22 protein-coding genes are annotated in these 24,437 nt (G+C 70.8%); 14 read left to right on the forward strand and 8 right to left on the reverse strand.

All coding sequences use genetic code 11. The features are described 5' to 3' along the window. Window positions 1-5 precede the first annotated feature (5 nt). Both ACGFY5_RS32480 and ACGFY5_RS32485 read left to right on the forward strand, forming a co-directional pair. Window positions 6-2,357 (forward strand): protein kinase, encoded by a 2,352-nt coding sequence (locus tag ACGFY5_RS32480; RefSeq protein WP_392725918.1) that lies wholly within the window; start codon window positions 6-8, stop codon window positions 2,355-2,357. A gap of 38 nt (window positions 2,358-2,395) precedes the next feature. After that, window positions 2,396-3,208: a purine-nucleoside phosphorylase gene (locus ACGFY5_RS32485; RefSeq protein WP_392725920.1), complete on the forward strand. Its 813-nt coding sequence runs from the start codon at window positions 2,396-2,398 to the stop codon at window positions 3,206-3,208. A 54-nt stretch (window positions 3,209-3,262) separates the two neighbouring features. Here the strand turns inward: ACGFY5_RS32485 and ACGFY5_RS32490 are convergent, their stop codons facing one another. Further along, window positions 3,263-4,963: an AMP-binding protein gene (locus ACGFY5_RS32490; protein ID WP_392725922.1), complete on the reverse strand. Its 1,701-nt coding sequence runs from the start codon at window positions 4,961-4,963 to the stop codon at window positions 3,263-3,265. A gap of 130 nt (window positions 4,964-5,093) precedes the next feature. Between ACGFY5_RS32490 and ACGFY5_RS32495 the strand changes: the two genes are divergently transcribed. Then, complete coding sequence (locus tag ACGFY5_RS32495) at window positions 5,094-6,752, forward strand: phospho-sugar mutase (RefSeq protein WP_392725923.1); 1,659 nt, start codon at window positions 5,094-5,096, stop codon at window positions 6,750-6,752. A 105-nt stretch (window positions 6,753-6,857) separates the two neighbouring features. Here ACGFY5_RS32495 and upp read toward each other — a convergent pair whose 3' ends face one another. Both upp and ACGFY5_RS32505 read right to left on the reverse strand, forming a co-directional pair. Continuing rightward, on the reverse strand, window positions 6,858-7,430 hold the full coding sequence (upp, locus tag ACGFY5_RS32500) for a uracil phosphoribosyltransferase (protein WP_392726374.1): 573 nt from the start codon (window positions 7,428-7,430) through the stop codon (window positions 6,858-6,860). A 302-nt stretch (window positions 7,431-7,732) separates the two neighbouring features. Beyond that, on the reverse strand, window positions 7,733-9,112 hold the full coding sequence (locus tag ACGFY5_RS32505) for a glycosyltransferase (protein ID WP_392725925.1): 1,380 nt from the start codon (window positions 9,110-9,112) through the stop codon (window positions 7,733-7,735). A gap of 84 nt (window positions 9,113-9,196) precedes the next feature. Here ACGFY5_RS32505 and deoC point away from each other — a divergent pair, with 84 nt between their 5' ends. The 5 genes from deoC (at window position 9,197) to ACGFY5_RS32530 (ending at window position 12,972) form a co-directional block, all read left to right on the forward strand. After that, window positions 9,197-10,129 (forward strand): deoxyribose-phosphate aldolase, encoded by a 933-nt coding sequence (deoC, locus tag ACGFY5_RS32510; protein ID WP_392725928.1) that lies wholly within the window; start codon window positions 9,197-9,199, stop codon window positions 10,127-10,129. A 5-nt stretch (window positions 10,130-10,134) separates the two neighbouring features. Further along, window positions 10,135-11,550 (forward strand): aldehyde dehydrogenase family protein, encoded by a 1,416-nt coding sequence (locus ACGFY5_RS32515; protein WP_392725931.1) that lies wholly within the window; start codon window positions 10,135-10,137, stop codon window positions 11,548-11,550. Next, the gene (locus tag ACGFY5_RS32520; protein ID WP_392725933.1) at window positions 11,547-12,353 is read left to right on the forward strand and encodes an aldehyde dehydrogenase family protein; all 807 of its coding nucleotides are present in this window, start codon (window positions 11,547-11,549) and stop codon (window positions 12,351-12,353) included. The genes ACGFY5_RS32515 and ACGFY5_RS32520 overlap by 4 nt, the downstream gene beginning before the upstream one ends. Window positions 12,354-12,478: 125 nt before the next feature. Beyond that, complete coding sequence (locus tag ACGFY5_RS32525) at window positions 12,479-12,700, forward strand: hypothetical protein (RefSeq protein ID WP_392725936.1); 222 nt, start codon at window positions 12,479-12,481, stop codon at window positions 12,698-12,700. After that, a complete protein-coding gene (locus tag ACGFY5_RS32530) occupies window positions 12,643-12,972 on the forward strand; it encodes a hypothetical protein (protein WP_392725938.1) in 330 nt (109 codons plus the stop codon). Before ACGFY5_RS32525 ends, ACGFY5_RS32530 begins: the two co-directional genes overlap by 58 nt. 158 nt (window positions 12,973-13,130) lie before the next feature. Here the strand turns inward: ACGFY5_RS32530 and ACGFY5_RS32535 are convergent, their stop codons facing one another. Beyond that, window positions 13,131-14,606 carry an ATP-binding protein gene (locus ACGFY5_RS32535; protein WP_392725941.1) on the reverse strand — a complete coding sequence of 492 codons (1,476 nt, stop codon included), beginning with the start codon at window positions 14,604-14,606 and terminating at the stop codon, window positions 13,131-13,133. 13 nt (window positions 14,607-14,619) lie between these two features. Further along, window positions 14,620-15,309, reverse strand: a complete 690-nt coding sequence (locus ACGFY5_RS32540; protein ID WP_035869599.1) for a response regulator transcription factor — start codon at window positions 15,307-15,309, stop codon at window positions 14,620-14,622. Between the two features lie 269 nt (window positions 15,310-15,578). Here ACGFY5_RS32540 and ACGFY5_RS32545 point away from each other — a divergent pair, with 269 nt between their 5' ends. The 4 genes from ACGFY5_RS32545 to ACGFY5_RS32560 all read left to right on the forward strand — a co-directional run bounded on the left by ACGFY5_RS32545 (window position 15,579) and on the right by ACGFY5_RS32560 (window position 17,901). After that, the gene (locus ACGFY5_RS32545) at window positions 15,579-15,845 is read left to right on the forward strand and encodes a hypothetical protein (protein WP_392725944.1); all 267 of its coding nucleotides are present in this window, start codon (window positions 15,579-15,581) and stop codon (window positions 15,843-15,845) included. Window positions 15,846-15,926: 81 nt separating this feature from the next. Beyond that, the gene (locus ACGFY5_RS32550; RefSeq protein ID WP_392725947.1) at window positions 15,927-17,048 is read left to right on the forward strand and encodes a DNA primase; all 1,122 of its coding nucleotides are present in this window, start codon (window positions 15,927-15,929) and stop codon (window positions 17,046-17,048) included. Between the two features lie 164 nt (window positions 17,049-17,212). Further along, the gene (locus ACGFY5_RS32555) at window positions 17,213-17,569 is read left to right on the forward strand and encodes a VOC family protein (protein ID WP_035858245.1); all 357 of its coding nucleotides are present in this window, start codon (window positions 17,213-17,215) and stop codon (window positions 17,567-17,569) included. A 134-nt stretch (window positions 17,570-17,703) separates the two neighbouring features. Further along, entirely contained in the window at window positions 17,704-17,901 is a 198-nt protein-coding gene (locus tag ACGFY5_RS32560) for a PspC domain-containing protein (protein WP_392725949.1), read from the forward strand. 59 nt (window positions 17,902-17,960) lie between these two features. Here the strand turns inward: ACGFY5_RS32560 and ACGFY5_RS32565 are convergent, their stop codons facing one another. Together ACGFY5_RS32565 and ACGFY5_RS32570 are read right to left on the reverse strand one after the other, a co-directional pair. Next, entirely contained in the window at window positions 17,961-18,941 is a 981-nt protein-coding gene (locus ACGFY5_RS32565; protein ID WP_392725952.1) for an endonuclease/exonuclease/phosphatase family protein, read from the reverse strand. Then, window positions 18,938-20,050: an adenosine deaminase gene (locus ACGFY5_RS32570; RefSeq protein WP_392725955.1), complete on the reverse strand. Its 1,113-nt coding sequence runs from the start codon at window positions 20,048-20,050 to the stop codon at window positions 18,938-18,940. Before ACGFY5_RS32570 ends, ACGFY5_RS32565 begins: the two co-directional genes overlap by 4 nt. Window positions 20,051-20,285: 235 nt before the next feature. On the opposite strand from ACGFY5_RS32570, the gene ACGFY5_RS32575 reads away from it, so the two are divergent. After that, window positions 20,286-22,469, forward strand: coding sequence for an MMPL family transporter (locus ACGFY5_RS32575; RefSeq protein WP_392725958.1), 2,184 nt, complete (start codon window positions 20,286-20,288; stop codon window positions 22,467-22,469). 111 nt (window positions 22,470-22,580) lie between these two features. Then, window positions 22,581-23,294 carry a maleylpyruvate isomerase family mycothiol-dependent enzyme gene (locus tag ACGFY5_RS32580; RefSeq protein WP_392725960.1) on the forward strand — a complete coding sequence of 238 codons (714 nt, stop codon included), beginning with the start codon at window positions 22,581-22,583 and terminating at the stop codon, window positions 23,292-23,294. On the opposite strand, the gene ACGFY5_RS32585 is transcribed toward ACGFY5_RS32580, so the two are convergent. Beyond that, a complete protein-coding gene (locus ACGFY5_RS32585; RefSeq protein WP_392725963.1) occupies window positions 23,291-24,412 on the reverse strand; it encodes a hypothetical protein in 1,122 nt (373 codons plus the stop codon). The two genes, ACGFY5_RS32580 and ACGFY5_RS32585, sit on opposite strands and share 4 nt — an antisense overlap. Between the last annotated feature and the right edge of the window lie 25 nt (window positions 24,413-24,437).

Consider the following 24,437-nt stretch of genomic DNA (forward strand, 5'->3'; position numbering starts at 1 on the left):
TGAGCGTGGACGCACCCACCCCGGTAGACGGCACCTCGGCCGCCGGCGCGCCAGACGGCCGCACGGTCGGCAGGCGGTACACCCTGCGATCATCCGTGGGGTCCGGCGGCATGGGTACGGTCTGGCGCGCCTTCGACGAGTTGTTGCGTCGCGAGGTCGCGGTCAAGGAAGTGCTGCTCCCAGCCGGTATTCCGGCCCCGGAGCGCGCGGTCCTGTGCGAGCGGACGCTGCGCGAGGCGCGCGCCGCCGCCGCGCTCAACCACCCCGCGGTGATCCGGGTCTACGACGTCGTGAACGACGGTGACCGGCCCTGGATCGTCATGGAGCTGCTCGACGCCGCGAGCCTGGCCGACACGCTGCGGGACGAGGGGCCGCTGCCCTACGACCGGGTCGCCGAGATCGGCCTGGCCGTGCTCGGCGCGCTGGAGGCCGCGCACCGCGTCGGTGTCCTGCACCGCGACGTGAAGCCCGGCAACGTGCTGCTCGGCACCGATGGGCGGGTGACGCTCACCGACTTCGGTGTCGCGCGTTCGCCGAACGAGTCGCCGCTGACCAGTACCGGCCTGCTGCTCGGTTCTCCGCAGTACATCGCGCCGGAGCGTGCCCGCGGCCGCTCGTTCGGCCCGCCCAGCGACCTGTTCTCGCTCGGCGCGACGCTCTACACGGCGGTCGAGGGCCGACCGCCGTTCGACCGGGGCGACCCGCTGCCGACGATGACCGCCGTCGTCGTCGAACCGCCGGACCAGATGGCCTTCGCCGGGCCGCTGGCGCCGGTGCTCCTCGGCCTGCTCGAGAAGGACCCCGAGCAGCGCTGGGACTCGATCAAGACCCGGAACGCACTGCGCACTGTGCTCTCCGGCGGTCGCATCACGTCGCTGGACGGCGGCGGTGGGCGCGCGCCCCGGCAGCAGCCCGCCGGTTCCGCCGACCGGGCGCAGCCCGCGCGTCGGCGTCCGGAGACGTCGAGCCCGAGCTCCGGGACGCCCGGAGTGACCTCCGGCCCGGGTGGAACCGCAACGCCGCCTCCGCCGCCTTCGGGTGCCGCGGCGTCGAAGCGTCCCGCGCCTCCGGCGCCTCCCGGTGCTCCGCCCACGCCTCCCGGTGCGCGGCCGGCCGCTGCCGACGGCGCACCCGGACAGCGCGGTGCCCTCGAGGGCACCGCGGCGATGGCAGTGAATCCGTTCAGCACCGATGGGGTTCCGTCACTGCCACCGCCCAAGTCCGACGCCAATCAGGGCGACGCTGCGAAGCAGCAGTCCGATCAGCCGGGGTCACGCGGACCCGTGCCGAACGGTGGCGCGCCGGGCCGGCCCGGGAGTGGGCGGGCGACCGTGCGCGGCAGCGTGTCGGTGCCCGGGCAGCCGGGTGGCGGGCCGGGTCCCGGCGGGGCCGGGCAGCACGGCGCCGGGCAGCAGGGGCAACCGCCGATTTCGGGGTATGCGCGGGTGCCGGGGGTGGCGCCGGCGCCGCCGCACGGGCAACCGCCTGGTTCGCACCCGCAGAGCGGTTACGGTCCGTCGACGTACGGCTCCCCGTACGGTGGTGCGGGCGGTTACGGCGACCAACCGGCCTACGAGCAGCAGGGTCACCAGCAGCAGGGATACGAGCAGCAGCCGCCGCAGAACTCCACGGCGCCGCTGCCCTCGGCGCCGCCGTCGGCGAACCCGCGGCGCTCCGCGTACATGGGCGGGCACACGATGGTGTCGCCCACGCCGGGCCACCTCGACCAGCACGGCTCCGGCAGCCACGAGGCCCCCGACAGCCGTCGCCGCACGATGTTCATCGTCGCGGCGGTCGTCGTCGCGGTGATCCTGATCGGCCTGATCAGCTACCTCGTCAGCGTGGCGTTCTCCGGCGACGACAAGGCCTCGGCCGGCAAGTCGACGACCTCCACCGCCGCCGGCACCGGCGTCGACCTGAAGTCGTACGACTACCCCGACCGCGGGTTCACGCTGAAAGCCCCCGCCACCTGGTCGGAGAAAAAAGCCGAGACCTACGTCGACTACGACGGCCCCGAGGGCGACAAACTCCGCGCGCTGATCGAGAACGGCTCCTCACCGGAGCAGCACCTCAAAAGCGCGGAGAACTACCAGAAGCAGCGGCTCTCCAAGGGCCAGATCACCGCGTTCAAGACCGTGTACCAGCGGGCGAGCGCCAAGAAGCTCGGTGGGCGTGACACCTGGGAGTGGGAGTTCACCTACACCGAGAGCAACGTCCAGAAGCACCGCCTCTGGCGGGTCGCCGTCGTCGACGGCAAGGCGTACAACCTGTACCTGACCACCGCCGACGGTGACTTCTCCGACCGCAAGCCGCTGTACGACGAGATCACGGCCTCCTTCACGTTCGATCGACCCTGAGCCGTATTTCGGAGCGCGGTCGACTAGCCTGCTCGAACGTGACCCTTACGACCGACCCTTCCAGCCCTGAGTTCATCGCGGCCTCCGCGGCGACCGCGCTCGGTGAGGCCACCGGTGTGCGCCAGCACGACGTCGCACTGTGGCTCGGTTCGGGGTGGGCCCCGGCTGCCGATCAGATCGGTGCGCCCGACGCCGAGATCCCGCTCGACCGCCTCGTCGGCTTCGCCCCGCCGACCGCGCTCGGCCACGTCGGCTCGGTGCGTTCGCTCACCGTCGGTGAGAAGAAGGTGCTGATCTTCCTCGGGCGCACCCACCTGTACGAGGGGCGCGGTGTCGAGCCGGTCGTGCACGGTGTGCGCGTGGCGGCTGCCGCGGGTTGCCGCACCGTCATCCTCACGAACGCCGCCGGGGGGCTGCGGACGGGCATGTCGGTCGGGCAGCCGGTGCTGATCAGTGACCACATCAACATGACCGGTCGGTCGCCGTTGGTCGGGGCCACGTTCGTCGACCTCACCGACCTGTATTCGCCGCGGCTACGGGCGCTGGCGAAGGAGATCGACCCGTCGCTCGAGGAGGGCGTGTACGCAGCTCTTCCCGGGCCGCACTACGAGACGCCGGCCGAGATCCGGATGCTGGGCACGATCGGTGCCGATCTGGTCGGCATGTCGACAGCGCTCGAGGCGATCGCTGCCCGCGCCGCCGGCACCGAGGTGTTCGGTCTCTCGCTCGTGACGAACCTGGCCGCCGGTCTCGCCGGAAAGCCCCTCTCCCACGACGAGGTGATCGAAGCCGGCCGCGCCTCGGCCACCCGCATGGGCCAACTACTAGGCGAACTGATCGCCAGGACATAAAAAGCGGCCGCGCGTCCCGCCGGCGGGTGCGCTTTTTGCTTGAACCTGGAGCCCCTAAAGGTCTGGGAAGTCTTCTTCGCGGTATTCGTTGGGGCGGCGGTGGTTGCCTCGTTCGCGTTTGCGGAGTTCGATGCGGCGTACCTTGCCGGACAGCGTGCGGGGCAGCGGCCCGAACTCCACCCGCCGGACGCGCTGGTACGGCGGAAGGTGCGACCGCGCGTACCGCAGGATCTCCCGCGCGGTCTCCGGCCCGGCCGGATACCCGTCCGCGAGGTCGATGTACGCCTTCGGCATCGCGTCAGCCGGTCCGGGGCTGGGCACCACCGCGGCCTCACCGACCGCTTCGTGCTCGGCCAGCACCCCTTCCAACTCCACCGGCGAGATCCGGTACTGATCGCACGAGAACACGTCCTCGACCCGCCCGAGATACCGTAGATACCCTCGCTCGTCAGCGATCGCGACGTCCCCGGTGCGGTAATACCGTCCCCGCGTCACGGGCGCCCGCCCGGCGACAGCGGGCTCCACGGCGTCGAAATAGTGCGACATCAGACTCAACGGACGCCGGGTGAGATCCAGACAGATCTCACCCTCCTCCCCCGGCGCAGCCGGGTAACCGCTCAACGGGTCGACGAGCACGACCGGGCACCCCGGCAGCGGACGACCCATCGCACCGAGCGTCATCGGCTGCCCCGGTGTGTGGGCCACCAGAGCGGTGGCCTCGGACTGCCCGTACCCCTCGCGGATCGTGAGCCCCCACGCACGGCGCACCCGGTCGACGACACCGACCCCCACCGGCTCACTGATCGTCACCAGCTCGCGCAGCGTGCCGCGCCGACCGGTCAGATCCGCGCTCGCCAGCGCCCGCCAGGCCTTCGGTGGCGCGCACAACGTGGTCACCCCGCAGCGCTCCAGCAGCGTGAACAGCGTCTCCGGCGCGGGCTGCGGCGCGGCGTAGACCAGCACGCACGCACCGGCGTTCCACGGCGCGAACACGTTCCCGCACAGGTGCTTGGTCCAGCCGGGCGACGAGATGCTCAGGTGGACGTCACCCGGGCGCAGGCCCGCCCAGTACATCGTCGTCAGATGCCCGACCGGGTACGAGACGTGGGTGTGGACGATCGCTTTCGCCCAGCCGGTCGTCCCAGGGGTGAACAGGATCAGCAGCGGATCGTCGGCGCGGGTCGGTCCGTCGGGACGGAACGAGCCGATCCCGTTGCGACAGTCGTCGAACCGCAGCCAGCCGTCGACCGGCTCCCCGACCGCGATCCTGGTGGGCGCGTCGGGCAGGTCGGCGGTGCGGTCGGAGCGCACGATCAGGTGGCTGACGTCGGCCCGGACGATGCGCCCGGCGACCTCGGACGGCGCCAGCAGCGGCGAGGTGGGGACCGCGACCGCACCGAGCTTCATCAGCGCGAGCAACGATTCCCAGAGCTCCACCTGATTGCCGAGCTGCACGAGCACGCGGTCGCCGCGCTCGACCCCGCAGGTGCGCAGCCAACAGGCCACCTGGTCCGAGCGGCGGGACAGCTCGCCGAACGTCCAGGACTGCTCGGTCCCCTCGGCGTCGACGATCCACAGCGCACGGTCGGCGGCGTGCCGCGTGGCGAGGAAGCCGTCGAACCAGTCCAGCGCCCAGTTGAACTCGCTGAAATCCGGCCACTCGAACCTGCGGATCGCTGCCGGGTAATCCGAGGCGGTCTCCAAGAGGAGATCTCGGGCGACGCGGAAAACCGAGCCCGGGTCGGACGGTGTCACTGGCCGCTTCCTGACCTTTCTGGCCGCTGAACGGTGGTCGACCTCGCGCCAGGGTAAACGTCGAAAGGCCTGCTCGTGGCCCCGCGACACCGGGGTGCGTCCCGCCGTCTCAATACGCAACGATGGACCCATGACCGAAACGTCCGGCTGGACCGGCCCCGAGGTTGCGGCTCTGCGTCATCGCACCGAAGCGTGGATCGCCGACGATCCCGATCCGGTCACCCGCGCCGAGCTCCAGGCGGTGCTCGCCGGGGTCCCGGGCAGCCTCGACGACCTGGCCGACCGGTTCGCCGGACCGCTGACGTTCGGCACCGCGGGTCTGCGCGGGCCGGTGCGCGCCGGGCCCAACGGCATGAACCGCGCGGTGGTGCGGGCGGCCGCCGCCGGGCTGTGCGCCTATCTGGACGACAACGGCGCGTCCGGTCCCGTCGTGATCGGTTACGACGCCCGGCGCGGGAGCGCGGACTTCGCCGCGGAGACGGCCGCCGTCGTCACCGGTGCGGGCCGGGCTGCGTTGCTGCTACCCCGGCCGCTGCCGACGCCCGTGCTGGCCTACGCGGTGCGTCGACTGGACGCCGCAGCCGGGGTGATGGTCACCGCGAGCCACAACCCGCCCGCCGACAACGGCTACAAGGTCTACCTCGCCGACGGCGCGCAGATCGTCCCACCCGCGGACCGGGAGATCGAGGAACGCATCCGCGCCGTCGAACAGCTCGCTGCCGTGCCGCTCGGCACGGCAGCGCAGTCCGTCGACGAGCACGTGATCGACGAATACCTCGCGACGACAGTCCGGGCCGTCGTTCGATCCGATGACGACGCCCGGCGCGCCGCGCTGCGGGTGGCGTACACACCGTTGCACGGTGTGGGGCGCGAGATCGTGGAGCAGGCGTTCGCGCGGGCGGGGTTCGCGCCGTTGCACGTCGTGGCGTCCCAGGCCGATCCGGACCCGGCGTTCCCGACGGTCGCGTTCCCGAACCCGGAGGAGCCGGGCGCCGTGGACGAGCTGGTAGCGCTGGCGTCGTCCGTCGGGGCGGACATCGCGATCGCGAACGACCCGGACGCGGACCGGTGCGCGGTGGCGGTTCCGCAGGGATCGGGCTGGCGACTGTTGCACGGCGACGAGGTGGGTGCGCTGCTCGCCGACGCGCTGCTGCGGCACGGCGTCAAAGGCACGTATGCGACGACGATCGTGTCGTCGTCGCTGCTCTCGACGTTGGCACCGGCGCGCGGCGCCCGGGCGGCCGAGACGCTCACCGGTTTCAAGTGGATCGTGCGTGCTGCCGACGACCTGGCGTTCGGTTACGAGGAGGCGCTGGGGTACGCGGTCGCGCCGGGCGTCGTCCGGGACAAGGACGGCGTCGGGGCGGCGCTCGCGGTCGCCGATCTGGCCGCCGAGCTGAAGGCGGACGGGAAGACGCTCACCGACCGGCTGGACGAGCTCGCCGTGGAGTTCGGGTTGCACGCGACGTCGCAGTTGTCGGTGCGGGTGTCCGATCTGAGCGAGATCGGTTCTCTGCTGGCGCGGATCCGGTCGGCGCCGCCGTCGTCGCTGCTCGGGCGGGCAGTGAGCGAGGTGCACGACCGGTTGCCCGACGCGGACGTGCTGACCCTGCGCGCGCCGGGAGTGCGGGTGGTGGTGCGACCGTCCGGTACCGAGCCGAAGCTCAAGGCGTACCTGGAGGTCGTGGTGCCCGTGCCGGCCGGTGTGTCGGCGGCACGGGAATCGGCGAGCGAGCAGCTACGCGCGCTCCGTGCCGAGGTGGCCGTCGCTCTCGGAGTCGACCAGTAACCGGGGTCACGACGACTTCCCGGGCCTACCCGGGCGGGCGGTAGGGCCGGGAAATCGTCGTAGGGCCGGGAAGCCGTCGTAGGGCCGGGAAGTCGTCGGCGCGGCTCAGACCGCGCCGAACTGGCGGTCGCCGGCGTCGCCCAGGCCGGGGACGATGTACGCGGAGTCGTTGAGGCGCTCGTCGATGCTGGCCGTGATCACGCGGATCGGGAGGTTCGCCTCCTCGAGGCGGCGTAGCCCCTCCGGAGCGGCGAGTGCGCAGATCACCGTCACGTCGGTGGCGCCGCGCTGCGTGAGCAGGCCGACGCAGTGCTGGAGCGAGCCGCCGGTGGCGAGCATCGGGTCGAGCACGAACACCGGGCGGCCGGTGAGGTTCTCGGGCAGCGACTCCATGTATGCGCGGGGCTGGTGCGTCTCCTCGTCGCGGGCGAGGCCGACGAAGCCCATCGACGCCTCGGGGAGCAGGCCGAACGCGGCCTCGGCCATGCCCAGGCCGGCGCGCAGCACCGGGACGAGCAGCGGCGGGTTGCCCAGGCGGATGCCGGTGGTGCGGGCGACCGGCGTGTGGATCGGGTACTGCTCGATCTCGATCTCGCGGGTGGCCTCGTAGACGAGCATGAGCGTCAGCTCGCGGAGCGCCGCGCGGAACACGGACGGCTCGGTCCGGGCGTCACGCATGGTGGTGAGCCGGGCACTGGCGAGCGGGTGATCAACAACGAGCGTCTGCACGTCGCGACGGTACCGCGCCCCAGCTCAGCCACCCCCTGCCGGGGCGCGCCCGCCGCGCGCGGGGCCCGTTCCCCGCCGCAGGAGCGGACAGCGCAGCGCAGCGCGCGGACAGCGCAGCGCGGCGCGGCGCGCGGACAGCGCAGCGCGGCGCGGCGCGCGGACAGCGCAGCGCGCGGACAGCGCAGCGCAGCGCGGCGCGCGGGCGGGCGGGCGGACGCCAGGCGCGGGCGGACGTCAGGCGGGGACGGACGTCAAGCGGTGGCGCGCAGGGGGGTGGTCGGGGTGGCCGCGCGGACGGTCTCGGCTGCCAGGCGGGCGGCGGTCGCCCGGCGGTAGACGGATTCGATGGCGGCACCGTAGGCCTCGGGGGTGTGGCGGAGGGCCGCGGTGCGGCAGGCGGTGGCGGTGCGGGCCGCCAGGTCGCGGTCGGTGAGCAGCTCGGCGATCGCGTCGGCGAACTCGTCGCCGGACGCGCAGACCGCTGCTCCCGCCAGCGGGCCGTGGGCGTGCAGGACCGTGTCGCTGAGCACGACCGGCAACTCGGCCAGCGCCGCTTCCTGCAGCACCAGCCCCTGCGTGTCGGTGAGCGACGGGAACGCGAACACGTCCGCGGCCGCGTACGCCTCCGCCACCGCTCCGGCGGGCAGCTGCCCCGTGGTCACCACCCGGTCGCCCACGCCGTGCGTGCGCAGCAGCCCGCTCAGCCAGCGGCGCTCGTACACCGCACCGACGAGCGCGACCCGCACGTCCGGAAGCACCGACGCCAGCCGTGCGGTCGCGGCGAGCAGCGCCTCGACGTTCTTCTCCCGGTTCACCCGGCCGACGAACAGCACCAGCGGGGCGTCGCCCGGAATGCCGTACCGGTCGCGGAACGCGACCCCTGCCCCCGCGGACGCCGGCCGTTCCCGTACGCCGGTCGGGACCTGCACCACCCGCGACGGGTCGACCGGCAAGGCGGAGCGCCGCAGCACGGCCGCGGTCGGCACGACGACGACGTCCGTGCCGCCGAAGAACGCGGCGTTCGCGGCGTCCAGCAACCCGCATCGGGTGGCCGACCGCCGCTCCGGACGCCACGCCCCGGCCGCGCCCCGCACCACCCGAAGGGCAGCCCGCCGCCGCGCCGGCGACCCACTACCCGACCCTGCCATCGAACCGCCGGCGAACACCGCCGTCGATCCGCCCGCGGGACCGGCGAGGCGGCGGGCGTAGGCAGCGCGGAGCAGGCGCAGGGCGGTGGTGGGGATCTTGTACGCCTCGAGGTACGCGTGCAGGTCCGTGTGGTAGGTCTGCACCAGCGGCAACCCGAGCCTGGCTGCGGCGAGCACGCCGAGCAGACCGGCCGGGCCGGGCGTGTGCACGTGGATCACGTCGGGAGCCGCCTCCGCCACCCGCGCCACCTGCCGCGACCGCGGCCACGTGGCCAACCGCAGGTCAGCGACCCCGCACGGCACCGAAGGCAGCCCGATCACCGGAAAACCCACGGGGGTCTGCGACGGATATCCGGGAGCGAACAGCACGCTCTCGTGTCCCCGCTCGGCCAACGCCCCCGCCAGCGTGCGGATCGACGTGATGACGCCGTCCCGCCGGGGTAGGAACGTGTCCGAGAAGTGCGCGATGCGGAGGCCCGTCATGGCGCCCGAACCTAGGGCTCGCGGGCGGCTAACGGCAGAAGTTGCCGTGACCGGGGCGGTAACGCGCTGCGTAGGATGGAGTTCATGTCAGTTCCTTTCGCGCTGGACGTTGGCCGATCCGAAGGGTCGCTCCGCCGGTTCCTGCACGGCCTGCCGGGCGTCGACGAGGTCGGCGCGAAGGCACGCGCCGCCCGCCTCGGCACCCGCTCGATCAAGACGACGGCCAAGGCGCACGCGCTCGACCTGACGATCCGCATGATCGACCTCACCACGCTCGAGGGCGCCGACACTCCGGGCAAGGTCAGGGCGCTGTGCGCCAAGGGGCGCCACCCCGGCGACGACGCCCCGCCGGTCGCGGCGATCTGCGTCTACGGCGACATGGTCCCGTCGGCGGCGGAGGCGCTGGCCGGATCGGGCATCCACATCGCCGCTGTCGCCACCGCGTTTCCCTCCGGCCGCGCGCCGCGTGACGTCAAGCTGGCCGACACGAAGGCTGCCGTCGCCGCCGGCGCCGACGAGATCGACATGGTGATCGACCGGGGCGCGTTCCTCTCCGGGAGGTACGGCCAGGTGTTCGAGGAGATCGTCGCGGTCAAGGAAGCGTGCGGGGACGCCCACCTCAAGGTGATCCTGGAGACCGGCGAACTGGTCACGTACGACAACGTGCGCCGGGCGTCCTGGCTGGCGATGCTCGCCGGCGCCGACTTCATCAAGACGTCCACCGGCAAGGTCTCCCCCGCCGCGACGCTGCCGGTGACGCTGGTGATGCTGGAGGCGTGCCGCGACTACCGCGACGCCCACGGCCGGCAGGTCGGCATGAAGCCCGCCGGCGGCATCCGCACCGCCAAGGACGCGATCAAGTACCTGGTGATGGTCAACGAGATCACCGGCCCCGACTGGCTCGAGCCGGACTGGTTCCGGTTCGGCGCGTCCAGCCTGCTCAACGACGTCCTGCTCCAACGCCGGAAGATGGCCACCGGCCACTACGCCGGCTCCGACCACGTGACCTTGGACTGACGCCCATGTTCGAGTACGCGCCCGCACCCGAATCCCGCAGCGTCGTCGCGCTCCGCGATTCCTACGGCCTGTTCATCGACGGTGAGTTCACCGACGGCGGCGGCGTCTTCAAGACCGTCAATCCGGCCGACGAGGAGGTGCTGGCCGAGGTCGCTTCGGCCGACGCCGCCGACGTCGACCGGGCCGTGAACGCCGCGCGCCGCGCCTTCGACGAGGTCTGGGGCCCGATGCCTGGCCGCGAACGGGGCAAGTACCTGTTCCGGATCGCCCGCGTCCTGCAGGAACGGGCCCGTGAGTTCGCGGTGCTGGAGTCGCTCGACAACGGCAAACCGATCCGCGAGACGCGTGACATCGACCTGCCGTTGGTCGCCGCTCACTTCTTCTACTACGCGGGCTGGGCCGACAAGCTGCAGTACGCGGGGGTCGGAACTCGCCCCCTGGGAGTGGCCGGGCAGGTCATTCCGTGGAACTTCCCGCTGCTGATGCTGGCTTGGAAGATCGCACCGGCGCTGGCCACCGGCAACACCGTGGTGCTCAAGCCGGCCGAGACGACGCCGCTCACCGCGCTGCTGTTCGCCGAGGTGTGCCAACAGGCCGAGTTGCCGCCGGGTGTCGTCAACATCGTGACGGGCGCGGGAGAGACCGGGCGGACGCTGGTCTCGCACCCGGGGATCGACAAGGTGGCGTTCACCGGGTCCACCGAGGTGGGCAGGCAGATCGCCCAGGCGGTGGCCGGGTCGCCGAAGCGGCTCACCCTGGAACTGGGCGGCAAGGCCGCGAACATCGTGTTCGACGACGCGCCGGTCGACCAGGCGGTCGAGGGCATCGTCGACGGAATCTTCTTCAACCAGGGCCACGTGTGCTGCGCCGGGTCCCGGCTGCTGGTGCAGGAGTCGGTCGCCGACGAGGTGCTGGCCGCGCTGCGCCGCCGGATGTCGACGCTTCGGGTGGGCGACCCGCTGGACAAGAACACCGACGTCGGGGCGATCAACTCGGCGGAGCAGCTCGCGAAGATCCAGGAACTGTCGGCGGCGGGCGAGGCCGAGGGTGCCGAGCGGTGGTCGCCGGCGTGCTCGCTGCCCGACCGGGGCTACTGGTTCATACCGACACTGTTCACCGGTGTTTCGCAGGCCCACCGCATCGCCCGCGAGGAGATCTTCGGGCCGGTGCTGTCCGTGCTGACGTTCCGGACGCCCGCGGAAGCCGTCGAGAAGGCCAACAACACGCCGTACGGGCTGTCCGCTGGTATCTGGACCGACAAGGGCTCCCGGATCCTGTGGATGGCCGACAAGCTGCGCGCCGGTGTGGTGTGGGCCAACACGTTCAACCAGTTCGACCCGGCGTCGCCGTTCGGTGGGTACAAGGAGTCCGGTTACGGCCGCGAGGGCGGTCGCCACGGCCTGGAGGCTTACGTCCGATGAGCCGGTTGTCCGTTCGCAAGACGTACAAGCTGTACATCGGGGGCGCGTTCCCCCGCAGTGAGTCCGGGCGCACGTACCCCGTGACCGACCCGGAAGGGGCCTTCGTGGCGAACGTGGCGCACGCTTCCCGGAAGGATCTGCGGGACGCGGTCGTCGCGGCTTCGAAAGCGTCGGCCGGTTGGGCGGGTCGGACGGGGTACAACCGGGGCCAGATCCTCTACCGGGTCGCGGAGATGCTCGAGGCACGCCGGTCGGAGTTCGGCGCCGACGTGGACGCGGCGATCGACCGGTGGGTCTTCCACGCCGGGTGGGCGGACAAGTACGCGCAGGTCGTCGGAGCGACGAACCCGGTGTCGGGGCCGTACCTGAACCTGTCGACGCCGGAGCCGACCGGCGTGGTGGGGGTGCTCGCGCCGGCCGGGTCGCTGCTCGGGCTGGTGAGCGTGATCGCCCCGGTGATCACGACCGGGAACACGTGCGTGGTCGTGGCGTCCGACGCCGTGGCGGCGATCACGCTGGCCGAGGTGCTGGCGACGTCCGACCTACCCGGTGGTGTCGTCAACGTGTTGACCGGTCAGGCGGCGGAGCTCGGCTCGTGGCTGGCGTCGCACGAGGAGGTCCGCGGGCTGGACCTGACCGGGGCGTCCCTCGAGCAGGCCGCCGAGTGGGAGGCGCTGGCCGCCGCCAACCTCACGCGGGTGCGCCGACCCGACCCGGCGGAGGACTGGGAGGCCGACCCGGCCCTCTCCCGCCTGACCACCTTCACCGAGACGAAGACCGTCTGGCACCCGATCGGGGTGTGACGCCTTCGTAGTGACCTGGAGCCGCTCAGGGGCGACGCTGACGGCCGTCGCAGGGAGGGCCGTGACCCTTCTGTCAGCGTCGTTCCTGAGTGGCCGTGCACGGGTGAGAGTCGACGTCGGTATCCGTGCTGGCGAAGCGGATCGGGATCGGGATTCCATCGCTTTACGCGGCCTTCGGAGACAAGAAATCATTGTTCCGGGAAGTGGTCGACGTGTACGCGCGGACACACGGTGCATTCACTGAGCGAGCCTCGCCGCAGAGTCGTCTGCACGTGCAGGCGTCGAACGGATGTTGCGCGAAGCTGCCGCGGAATACACGGCGACGAATCACCCGAACGGCTGTCTGACAATCAGCGCGGCGACGAACTGCGGTCCGGATTCAGCCGATATCGAAGAACTACCGCGCAGCCGGCGGAATGCGAATGTCGCCGCGATCGAGCAACGGATTCAGTCCGACGTCGACGCCGGAACGCTGCCCGCCGATACGAACGCCGCCGCACTCGCCCGCCTGACCGGCGTCGCCGTTCAAGGCATGAGCCAGCAGTCCCGCGACGGCGCCACCCGCTCCGACCTGGAAGCAGTGGCCGCGCTGATCATGAACGCCTGGCCGACTCCCTGAAAAGCCTTACGCGGTGGGGCAGAGGGCTTGAGCCTGCTCTGTCCCACCGCGCTTCGGCTGCGTCCGGCGCCCGGGGGGTCGGCGTCGGTTCGCGTGGTGTCTGACAAGAGAAACGCTACGTCGGAACAATCACCAGCGGGAAGGCCCTTGAGGTTTCGTTAAGGTCTGTCTGAACGCGAGTTAACCCGCGTCTTCCGCATTGCTCGCAACGCCCCGACAGCGCGATGCAGCGGCCGGTAATCACCAGCCCCATGAGGCACATCAGACCACGCCCGATCGGAATCATCACGATCCGGCATCGCCCCGTCCCCACGCGCCATCTTTCGAAAGACCGTCGGATCGAGCATCGCGAGATCGACCCGAATTCGCGCGCCGCCCATCGGACTCGTGTCGATTCGAATCGATCCACCCGCCGTTTCGGCGACCTTTCGGACGATGTCGAGCCCGAGCCCGGTCGACCCGCCGCCGCTGTTCCCGCGCCGCACGGCCATCCGGGGGTGCCGGATGCCGGTGCCCGCGTCCTCGATGACGAGCGCGGCCACCGGACCGCGCAGCACGAGCACGCTCACCGCGAACGCGACGCCCGGCGCGGTGTGCCGGAACACGTTGCCCAGCAGCACGTCGACGCACGACACCAGCTCGGTGCGCGACACCGAGACCGGCACCCGCCGCCCCACCCCGGCCAGCCGGCAGTCGCGGTGCTCGTCCTCCGCGAGCGCGCCCCAGAACTCGACGCGCTCGGAGACCACCTCGGCCAGGTCGCACCACTCCGGCCCGCGCTCGGACAGCGGTCGGCGCGCGGTCTGGATGATGACGTCGACCTCACGCTCGAGCGTGGCGACGGCGTCGCGGATGCGGGCCGCGTCCACGCCGTCGTCGAGGGCCTCGGCGTCCAGTCGCAGCGCGGTCAGCGGGGTGCGCAGGCGGTGCGAGAGGTCAGCGGCCAGTTCGCGCTCCGCGTCGAGCGTCGCGACGACACGGTCGGCCATCGTGTTGAACGACGCCCCCGCCTCGGACAGCTCCCGCGGACCCGAGGGCTCCACCCGGGCGTCCAGGTTGCCGTCGCCGAACGCACGGGCGACCGCCGCGAGGTTGCGGGTCGCGCCGACGACTTTCGCGGCCAGCCGATCGGCGACCACCACCGAACCGATGACCAGTCCCAGCGCCACCGCGATGAGCGCAGCGGACGCACCGGCGACCCCCCGCGACAGCGTGTCCGAGGGCACGAACACCTCGATGACCGCGAGCTGGTCCCCGGACGACATCGACGTCGATTGCAGGTAGACGACGCCGCCGTCGACGTCCGCCGTGAGCGACTCGTCCGCGCTGCTGCGCACCAGCTTGATGTCGGTGGGCTTGGCACGCGTGGTGCCGATCACCGGCGTCTGGCCGTTGGGCAGGTAGATCGCCAGGCCGTCCTGGTTGTAGGCCGGGATCGTGCTGATCGCGTCCTCGATGACCTTGACGTCGTTCGTCGCGGCCAGCAGCGAGACGGCCTGGTTCGCTTGACGCTGCGCGTCGCTGATCGCCCGTTCCCGGGCGATCTGGTGCACCACCAGCAACAAGGGCACGACGAAGGCCAACGAGACCATCGCCGTGGTCGCGAGCGCGACCAGCGCAAGGGCCCGCCTCATCGGTTGCCCGACGTCATGTCGTGGGATCCACGAGCTTCACACCTACCCCGCGAACCGTCCGGAGGTACCGCGGGGCTGCCGCAGTCTCTCCCAGCTTGCGGCGTAACCAGGACAGGTGAACATCGATCGTCTGGTCACCACCGACCGCCGGCTGGCGCCACACCGCCTCCACGAGCTCACGCCGGCTCACCACGGTGCCGGGCCGGGCCGCGAGGTAGGCGAGGAGGTCGAACTCGCGGCGGGCGAGGTCGAGCGGGGCGCCGTCGAGGACGGCTTCCCGGCGGTTCAGATCGATCCGTAGGCCGCCGACGGTGAGCGTCGGGTCACGTCGCACCTCGCCCGGACTGCTGCGCCGGAGCACCGCGGTCATGCGCGCGGTCAGGTGCTCGAACGAGAACGGCTTGACGAGGTAGTCGTCGGCGCCGGAGTTCAGCAGGCGAACGATTTCCCGCTCGTTGTCACGGGCGGTCGCAACCACCACTGGAACATCACAAACGCCACGCAACATGCGTAAAGCGTCTGCTCCGTCCAAATCGGGTAGTCCTAGGTCGAGGATTACTACGTCGGGACGCGCAGAAGTGACTTCACGCAGTGCGTCCAACGCGGTTCCCACAGCACGGACCACGTGGCCCGCCTTTGACAGAGAACGTACAAGGGCACTACGGATCGTGGGGTCGTCCTCGACGAGCAACACGGTCGGCATGTCCGGCACGGTAGCCCGATGAAAGGATGGACGGTATGCCTCGTGCGGTACGGCTCACCTTGCTGTGGCTCGGTACTACCGCCTTAGCAGTGACCGTTTCGTGGTTTGGCGTTCGACTCGTCCTTTATGCAGCCGTACCAGAACGGTCGAAACTACTCTCGGTGTCGGATTTAAAAAGTGCGTCACCGAGAGCGACCAGACCTCCGCCCGCGGCGGGTGTCACGCAAGCCCCGTCCCCCACGGTTTCCACCAGCAACGAACCTACGCCGGTGCCGCAGCGGTGGGAGGACGCCGACGGATTGGTGAATTACACGAGCACGGTGCCGACCGATGGTGGCTGGGCCAAGATCCAGTGGAACAGCAACAAAGTGCTCGTTATCGACACACTTGCCGAAACGGGGTACGCCCCGAAGGTTCAGCAGGAAAGCGCGACCCGCGTGAGCATCTCGTTCGAGTCGGCTGCGAGATCGACGCTCATCACGGCGTGGTGGGACGACGACCGGCCGCAGGTGGACGTCGACAACGGCAACGGGTGAGACGCGGGGGTGGCGCCCGCCACTCGTCTGCCCGGCGGCCCTAAGGTGGGGACCGACAATAGGTCTTTCTCAGGAGGAGCTGTGGCGGGCAGGCACCCGGAAGACGTCGAGCCGCTCGAGGACGAGCTGATCGACGATGCCGAGGCCCCCGAGGAGGACTCCTCCGACGAGGCTGACGAGGTCGAGGGCGAACGCTCGGAGAGCGTGGCCGAGTACTGGGCCGGGCTCGGTATCGACCCCGTCGAGATCGCGCTGCCGCGCGGTGGTGTCGGGCTGACGCTGCGTGAGTACCGCGTCGTCGAGGAAGAGGTCGTCGAAGACGACCTCGACGAGTCGGCCCTCGCCACCGACGAGGACGACGAGTCCCTCCCCGCCGCAGACGCGGACGCCGACGACGCGTCCCGCCGTCGCGCGGCCGCCGCAGCGGACGACGAAGACGACGACGACGCGTCCCTCCGCGCCGCTGACGCGGACGACGCGTCCCGCGCAGCCGCCGACGCGGACGACGAGGACGCGGATGACGCGTCCCGCCGTCGCGCGGCCGCGGCAGCGGACGACGAAGACGACGACGAGGGCGGCGAGAACCGGACGGCGCGGGGGCGGCGCGGAGCCAAGTACAGCGACGAGGCCCTCGCCGAGCGCTTCAACCGCGAGTACGAGGACGACTCGGACGACGAGCCAGCGGACGACGACGAGGACGAGACCGAACCCGGTCGCGCCCGCCTCGCCGCCGGCGAAGAGGAAGCCGTCTTCCTCGCGACCAACGGCACCCTCCACCTCTTCCGCGACGCCGCCTCACTGGTCGCCTTCGTGAAGTCCTCCACCGACCACGACCTCGCCACCGGCGAGAACTGGGCCGAGCTGGTCGAGACCCTCACCCCCGACCTCGTCGTCCCCGACGACGAGGACCGCTACGAGCTCGACCTCGTCGTCGAGAACCTCCGCGGCGGCCGCGACGTCTGGGAACGCGACCTGATCGTCGGCGCCGGCGAACTCGCGCGCGACCTGGCCTACGCCCTCGACCTCACCGAGGTCGACAACAGCCTCGCCCCCGGCTCCCCGCTCGACGACCTCGACGAGGCACTCCGCGCCAAGGGCTTCTTCGCCCGCCGCAAGCTCAAGCGGATCGGCTCCGAACAGGCCGCGCTCGCCTGGCGCAGCGTCATCGGCCGCATCTCGTCGTCGGTCGAGTGGCACGACTGACCCACCGATATCGACTGACACTTGAGCCGAGGCTCCATTCCGTACGTGAGTCAGCCGAGGAGCCATGGATTTCACGGCGCTTCATGGGACTCACGGGCGACACCGCGTGGTAAAAGGGCACACTTACGGGTGTCGGGTCCGAAAACGACGGTTACGGAGCAGCGATGCCCACTTTGGCCAACGGCAAGCTCGCCTATCTCGAGATCCCGGCCGTCGACGTGCGGCAGTCAGCCGACTTCTACAGCCGCGTCTTCGGGTGGGCGTTACGTCGGCGGGGTGACGGTGCGCTGGCTTTCGACGACGCGGTGGGCGAGGTCAGTGGCGTCTGGGTGACCGGCAGGCCGCCGGCGTCCGAGCCCGGGTTGCTGATCTACATCATGGTCGACGACGTCGAGAAGACGATCACGTCGCTCGTGCAGCACGGGGGTGAGCTGATCCAGCCGGTCGGCGGGGAACCCCCGGAGGTCACCGCGAGGTTCCGCGACCCCGCCGGGAACGTGTTCGGAATCTTTGAACAGTAAGTAGGGGTCGCAACCCGGGATCCCCCGGACCCGAAGTTAGCTCTCGCGGGGGACGTTTTCGGTACCGGCTGGGCATCACAGTTGATATCGGCAGGGCAACACGCCCCGCCGAATTCCTGAGAAAGGTGCCAACCATGTCCTCGGTGTCCTACGGCCGTCGCCTCGCCCGCCCGCGCAACGACCGGTGGATCGCCGGTGTCTGCTCGGCCATCGGCCGACGCTTCGGCCTTTCCTCGAGCACCGTCCGCCTGCTCTTCGTGGTCTCCTGTCTGCTCCCGGGTCCCCAGTTCCTGATCTACCTGATCGCCTGGTTCATGATCCCGAGCGAGTGACCCCGAGCGAATGACCCCTAGCGAATGACCCCTAGCGAATGACCCCTAGCGAATGACCCCTAGCGAATGACCAGGTCCGCGACGATCGCGCGGTGGTCGGAGCCCGCGATCGTGTAGGCGTCGAACCTCGACGCGTCGGCACGCGAATCGACCAGCACGTGGTCGAGCGTCACCGGCGGCGCTTTGTTCGCGTTCATCGGCCAGGTCGGCACGAGACCCTTGCCGACCTCGGCCGCGGCGTCCACGTACCCGGTACCGACCAGCTCCCGGAACGGCGAATGGTCCAGCGAGGCGTTGAAGTCTCCGGCCAGCACCCGCACCGGACCGGACGTGGACGCCGCAGGCAGCCGCGAGATGTCCCCGACCCAGCGGGACGGTGATCCGAATTCCGCGGCCTGGAAGATCGGCGGACGCGGGTGTGCGCTCACGACCTCGTACACCCGCTCGTCCGAGACCTGCAGCCGCGCGACCGTCTGATCGAACCCGGACTTCGGGTCGACGGTGCGGTTGTCGGTCAGCGGGTAGCGGGCCCAGATCCCCGTACCCGAGGCCCCGGGCAACGCCCGCAGCGCCGAGTACGGGAACAGCCGCAGCGCCGCGAACTCGGCCGCCCACTCGGGCGTCAGCTCCTGCACGGTCAACACGTCCGGCTTCTCCCGCCGGATCAGCGTCGCCAGCTCGGGTACGGAGCCGGCGCCGATCTTCGTGTTGAACGCCATCACCCGCAGCCGGGCCCCGTCGGACGGTGCACCGGACGGGATCGCCCGCGGCACGACGAACGCCCCGAACGCGAGCACCACCACCCCGGCGGCCACCGACACCTTCCAGCGCCGACTCAGAAGCGCAAGAACCAACGGCAACAGCGAGAACAGGGCGACGTACGGCGTGAACGACACCAGCTGGGCGAACGGCGTCCGGTGGTCGTACCCCACGGCACGGACGAGCAGCCACACCGCCAGCCCCGCCACGGTGAGCCAGAGAACCGCACCCCACACCCGTACCGCGGCCCGGCGGGCGACACCGGTCGGAGCAGTGGTCACAGGAGCTTCTCGTACCCCGGCTTGATCACGTCCTCGATCAGCCGCAGACGCTCGTCGAACGGCAGGAACGCGCTCTTCATCGCGTTGACGGTGAACCAGCGCAGGTCGGCCCAGCCGTAGCCGAACGCCTCGGACAGCAGCGCGAACTCCTTCGACATCGACGTATCGCTCATCAGCCGGTTGTCGGTGTTCACCGTGACCCGGAACCGCAGGTCGCGCAGGAGCCCGATCGGGTGCTCGGCGATCGAGGTCGCCGCGCCGGTCTGGATGTTCGACGACGGGCACATCTCCAGCGGGATGCGCTTGTCGCGGACGTACGCCGCCAGGCGCCCCAGCCGGGCGACGCCGTCCCGGGGGTCGACCCCGTCGAGGTCGGAATCACCGGTCTCGATGTCGTCCACGATCCGGACGCCGTGCCCCAGCCGGTCGGCACCGCACCACTGCAGCGCCTCCCAGATGCTCGGCAGGCCGAACGCCTCACCGGCGTGGATCGTGAAGTGCCCGTTCTCCCGCTTGATGTACTGGAACGCGTCGAGGTGGCGGGTGGGTGGGAAACCGGCTTCGGCGCCGGCGATGTCGAAGCCGGCGACCCCGGCGTCCCGGTACGCGACGGCCAGTTCCGCGATCTCGCGGGAGCGCGCGGCGTGGCGCATCGCGGTGAGCAGCGTGCCCATCCGGATCGAGTGCCCCTCGGCCGCGGCCTGGGCCGCACCGGCCTCGAAGCCGTGCAGAACGCTGTCGACGACCTCGGTGAGCGCCAGCCCCTGCTCGATGTGCAACTCCGGTGCGAACCGCACCTCGGCGTAGACCACGCCGTCGAGGGCCAGGTCGTAGGCGCATTCGGCGGCGACGCGGCTCAGCGCGTCCTTCGTCTGCATGACGCCGACGGTGTGACGGAAGGTCTCCAGGTACTGCACCAGGGAACCGGAGTCGGCCTGGACGCGAAACCACTCGCCGAGCTCGTCGACGTCGGTGGTGGGCAGATCGCGGTAACCGGTCTCGGCAGCCAACTCGACGACGGTGCGTGGCCGGAGCCCGCCGTCGAGGTGATCGTGCAACAGAACCTTCGGGGCCCGAACGATGTCGGGGTAGGCCAACGGATCACTCATGCCCGCAGAGGCTATCCCAGTGCCCGCACTACGCCCCGGAGGCGTTCCGCCCGACTGATACCCAGGTATTAGGGGGTCGACTAAGGGTTAGATCCGGGGCCGTACCTGATGCCCGCAACCCGGCTACTCCGAGAGGGTGAGCCCCGTCAACGCGCCCGACGGGGGTGCGGGCGTTCGGAGGGGTACTCGGATGTTCGGTCGGTTGAGCCGATTCTGTTTCCGGCACCGCCTGTTGGTGGTGGCTGTATGGCTGATTGCGATCGTCGGTGGCGTCTTCGCCGCCGGCCCCGTGTTCGACTCCCTGGACAAGAAGTCGAACGACGTCGAGTTCGAGTCGATCACCGGTGAGGACGTCCTCGAGGAGGCGCAGACCGAGGGCGGCTCGGTGATCGCCGTCGTCGACCGGGTCGATCCCGCCGCCGCGGCGACCAGGACCGCTGTCGAGTCGGCAGCGACCGACCTGAAGAGCGAGCCCGGGATCGTCCGGGTCGACACCCCCTACTCGGCCGGGCCCGCGCTGATCTCCCAGGACAAGCGCGCGCTGATGGTCGTCGTCCACTACGAGAAGGACCTGGCCGACGACGTCGAGGACAAGTCGGTCGAGGCGGCGCAGAAGCGGCTCGACGCGATCGATCTTCCGGGCGCGCAGATCGAGCTCGGCGGCGACCAGCTGCTCGGGCGCGAGATCAACGCCCAGGTGCAGAAGGACCTGTCCACGGCCGAGATGGTCTCGCTGCCGCTGACGCTGCTGTTCATGGTGCTCGTGTTCGGCGGTTTCATCGCCGCCGGTCTGCCGGTGCTCGGCGCCGTCGCGTCGGTGGCGACCGCGATGGTGACGCTGTGGGGCTTCTCGAAGTTCGTCGGGTTGGGCAGTGACACCGTCACCGTCGTCACGCTGCTCGGACTCGGGCTCTCGATCGACTACGGCCTGCTGGTCGTCTCCCGGTACCGCGAGGAACTGGCCACTCTGGTGGCCGCTGCGGGGCCGGGCCTGACGCCCAAGAAGGTGCGGGTCGGCAAGCCGATCCTGCCGGCTTCGCTCCGCGAGGAGGCGGTCGCCCGGGCCGGCGCGACGGCCGGTCGCACCGTCGCGTTCTCGGCGCTCACGGTCATGGCGTCGTTCGCCGGTCTGGTCGTCGTCCAGATGCCGTTCCTGCAGGCGATCGGCGCGGCCGGCATCTCGATCGCGCTGGTCACGATGCTCACCGCGATCACGCTGATCCCCGCCCTGCTGCGGCTGGTCGGCCGCCGGATCACGCCGGCGGGCACCAAGCGGTTCCGCAAGGGCCGCCCCGCGAACCCGGACCGCGGCCTGTTCGCCGGCATCGCCCGGGGCGTCCAGCGTCGTCCGGTGCTCGTCCTGATCGGTTCGCTCGCGGTGCTGCTCGTCGCCGCGGTCCCGGTGCTGTCCACGACGATCAGCTCGCCGGGCATCGGCGAGATCCCGACGTCGATCGAGTCCCGTCGGGTGCTCGACACGCTGGACAACCGGTTCGGCCGCCAGGAGGCGCCCGCGATCTCGGTGGTGGCCCGGACGGACGCCGCGGCACTCGACCGGTGGGCCGCCGGCTTCGCCGACGACCGGGAGATCAGCCGCATCGGCAAGGCGGAGCAGGTCCGCCCCGGTACGTCCGTCGTCTCGATCGACGTCAAGGGCGACGCCAACGGTTCGCAGGCCCGCGAGCTCGTGGAACGACTGCGTGCCGACCGCCCGGACGGCGGTGAGTCGTGGGTGACCGGCCAGGCCGCGTTCTTCCACGACGAGTTGACGCTCTACAAGCGGGACCTGCCGCTGGCCGCCGGGGTCATCGCGGTGGCGATGTTCCTGCTGCTGTTCCTGATGACCGGATCCGTGGTCGTGCCGATCAAGGCGCTGCTGATGAACCTGGTGTCGATGGGTGCCACGTTCGGCGCGATGGTCGCGGCGTTCAAGTGGGGCTGGGGCGCCGGCCCGCTGGACCTGCTCGTCAACCCCGGCCTCGACCCCGCGGTGCTGATGGTGATCTTCGTCTTCGCGTTCGGGCTGTCGATGGACTACGAGACGTTCCTCCTGGCCCGGGTGAAGGAGGAGTACGACAAGGGCATGTCGAACGACGCCGCGGTGCGGACCGGGCTGCAGCGCACCGGCCGGATCATCACGTCGGCGGCGATCGCGATGGTCATCGTGTTCTCCTGCTTCGTGCTGGGTGACATCGGCACCGTCGAGCAGATCGGTTTCGGTCTGGTGGTGGCGGTGCTGGTCGACGCGACCATCGTCCGGTGCCTGCTGGTGCCGGCCACGATGACGCTGCTCGGACGGGCGAACTGGTGGGCGCCTCGTCCACTGAAGAAGGTGTACGACCGGTTCGGCCTGAAGGAAGCACCGTCGACTCCCGAGCCGGTGTCCACTCCGGAACCGGAGCTGGCCTCCACCAAGTAGGGCCCTGAGCTCGTGGGTCGACTCGTCAGTCGACCCACGAGTTCGACCGTTCGGCGCGAATCGGGTTAACGGTCCTGCACGGAGAGTCCCACCCAGGGCAGGATGTGCCGGGTGACAACGTCGACGTACGACCTCCCCGCCGCCGTCGCGAACGTCCCCCTGGCACAGGACCGGCTCGCCAACACGCTCAGCGCGCTCACCGACGCCGAGATCCGGGAGCCGTCGGTGCTCCCCGGGTGGACGCGAGGGCACGTCATCGCGCACGTGGCCCGGAGCGCCGAGGCGATCGTCCGCCTCATCGACGGCGTCCTGACCCACCGGCCGGCGCAGGCCTACCCGGGCGGCCCGGCGGTCCGCGACGCCGAGATCGAACTCGGCGCGCAGAGCACCGCCGACGAACTCGCGGACGAGGTGTACTCGTCCAACATCGCGGTGGTGCACGCGTTCGCCCGGATGACCGCTCCCACGTGGGGACGTCAGGTGCAGTTCCCCACCGGGGCGTTCCCGGCGTCCCGGTGCGCATGGGGCCGCTGGCGCGAGGTGGAGATCCACCACGTCGATCTCGGGCTCGACGTCTACACGATCGAGTCCTGGCCGGAGGAGTTCGTCGCCTGCCACCTGCCGCACGAGCTGGCGAAGCTACCGAACCGGCTGCCCGTCGGCAAAGCCGTGCAGGTGGGGCCGAGCCGGTTCGGATCCGGCGAGATCGTCGCGTCGATCGACGGGCCGGAGCCGGCGCTCCTGGCCTGGCTCCTAGGCCGGGTGGGCCTGGCCGCACCGTCGCTGACGATCTCCGGCTCCGTAGAACTCCCGCCCTGGAGCTAGCCCTTCGGCAACGCCGACCACGTCTCGCCGTCCCGGCTCACCCAGCTGCCCTTGGGGCCGTAGACGAGCACCTGGGAGCCGAGGTCGTAGACAGCGCCGCTCACGTCGTTCACCGGCGTGAGCTGGCCGCTGGGCGACACCACGGCTACCCGCCCGTCGGACGCGATCACCGCGTTGCCGGCGTCCGTGACACCGACGCCACTGCCGGTGTTGGAGCGGTACTCCTCCGGCAGTTTGACGCTGTCGAACGACCCACCGGAGTTGGTGCTGTAGAGCAGCGACTGGCGGGTCGTCCGGCCGGCCTCGGACGGTGCCGTACCCCCGGTTCCCCCCGACGCGTCCGGATCGGCGAGCGACAGCGCCCACGCCAGCTCGCCGGCGCCCGCGATGTCCACCGAGGACGAGGACGGCGCTGGTACCCGGTTGATCGTCCAGTGCTTGCCGCTGTCCCGGCTCACCGCAAGCACGACACGGCCGACGCCGTCCCGGCCCTGGATCCAGAGCGCCCCCTCCGACACCCGCGACGCGCTGATCGTCTCGGTGATCTGCGGCGGTGGCGGGCCGAACGACTTCGAGCTCCCGTTCGGACCGATCACCCGCAGGAACGGCTCGGCGCAGTCGACGTCGAGCGAGCACCAGCCGACCAGCGCAGAGTTGTCCGGCACCACGCTGGTGACGCCGAGCGGCTGGGCGCCGTAGGTCGGCCACTTCTTGCCGTCGGTCGTGCGCCGCGGCGGGCGGGACTCGTCGACCTGGATCTCGGTGACGACCTGGCCGCCGGGTAGCACCACGGCGTAGGCGTCGTCGAGCGGGGTGCTCGTCACCGGCTCGCCGGGCACAGTGGACACGTCCCAGCTCTGCCCGCCGTCGGAGGTGCGCAGCAACTGGTAGGTACAGCTGTCCGCGGCGCAGTGCGCACGGACGAGCGCACCGTTGTCGGCGTCGAGGAACCGACCGCCGATCGGGACGCCGTCGTAGGCGACCAGGCTGGAGCTGAGTGTGTCGTCGTTGCTCGTCGGCGACGCGGTGCTCTCGCTGTCGGCGGCGGAGCGGTCGCCGCAGGCGCTCAGGAGGAGCGCGCTAGCGGCGAGCATGGCCAGGAACGCGTGGCGCGTCACTGTTCGTATCCCTCCGTCAACTTCC

The sequence above is a fragment of the Cryptosporangium sp. NPDC048952 genome (assembly GCF_043197895.1).
In the GTDB taxonomy this organism is placed as follows: Bacteria; Actinomycetota; Actinomycetes; order Mycobacteriales; family Cryptosporangiaceae; genus Cryptosporangium.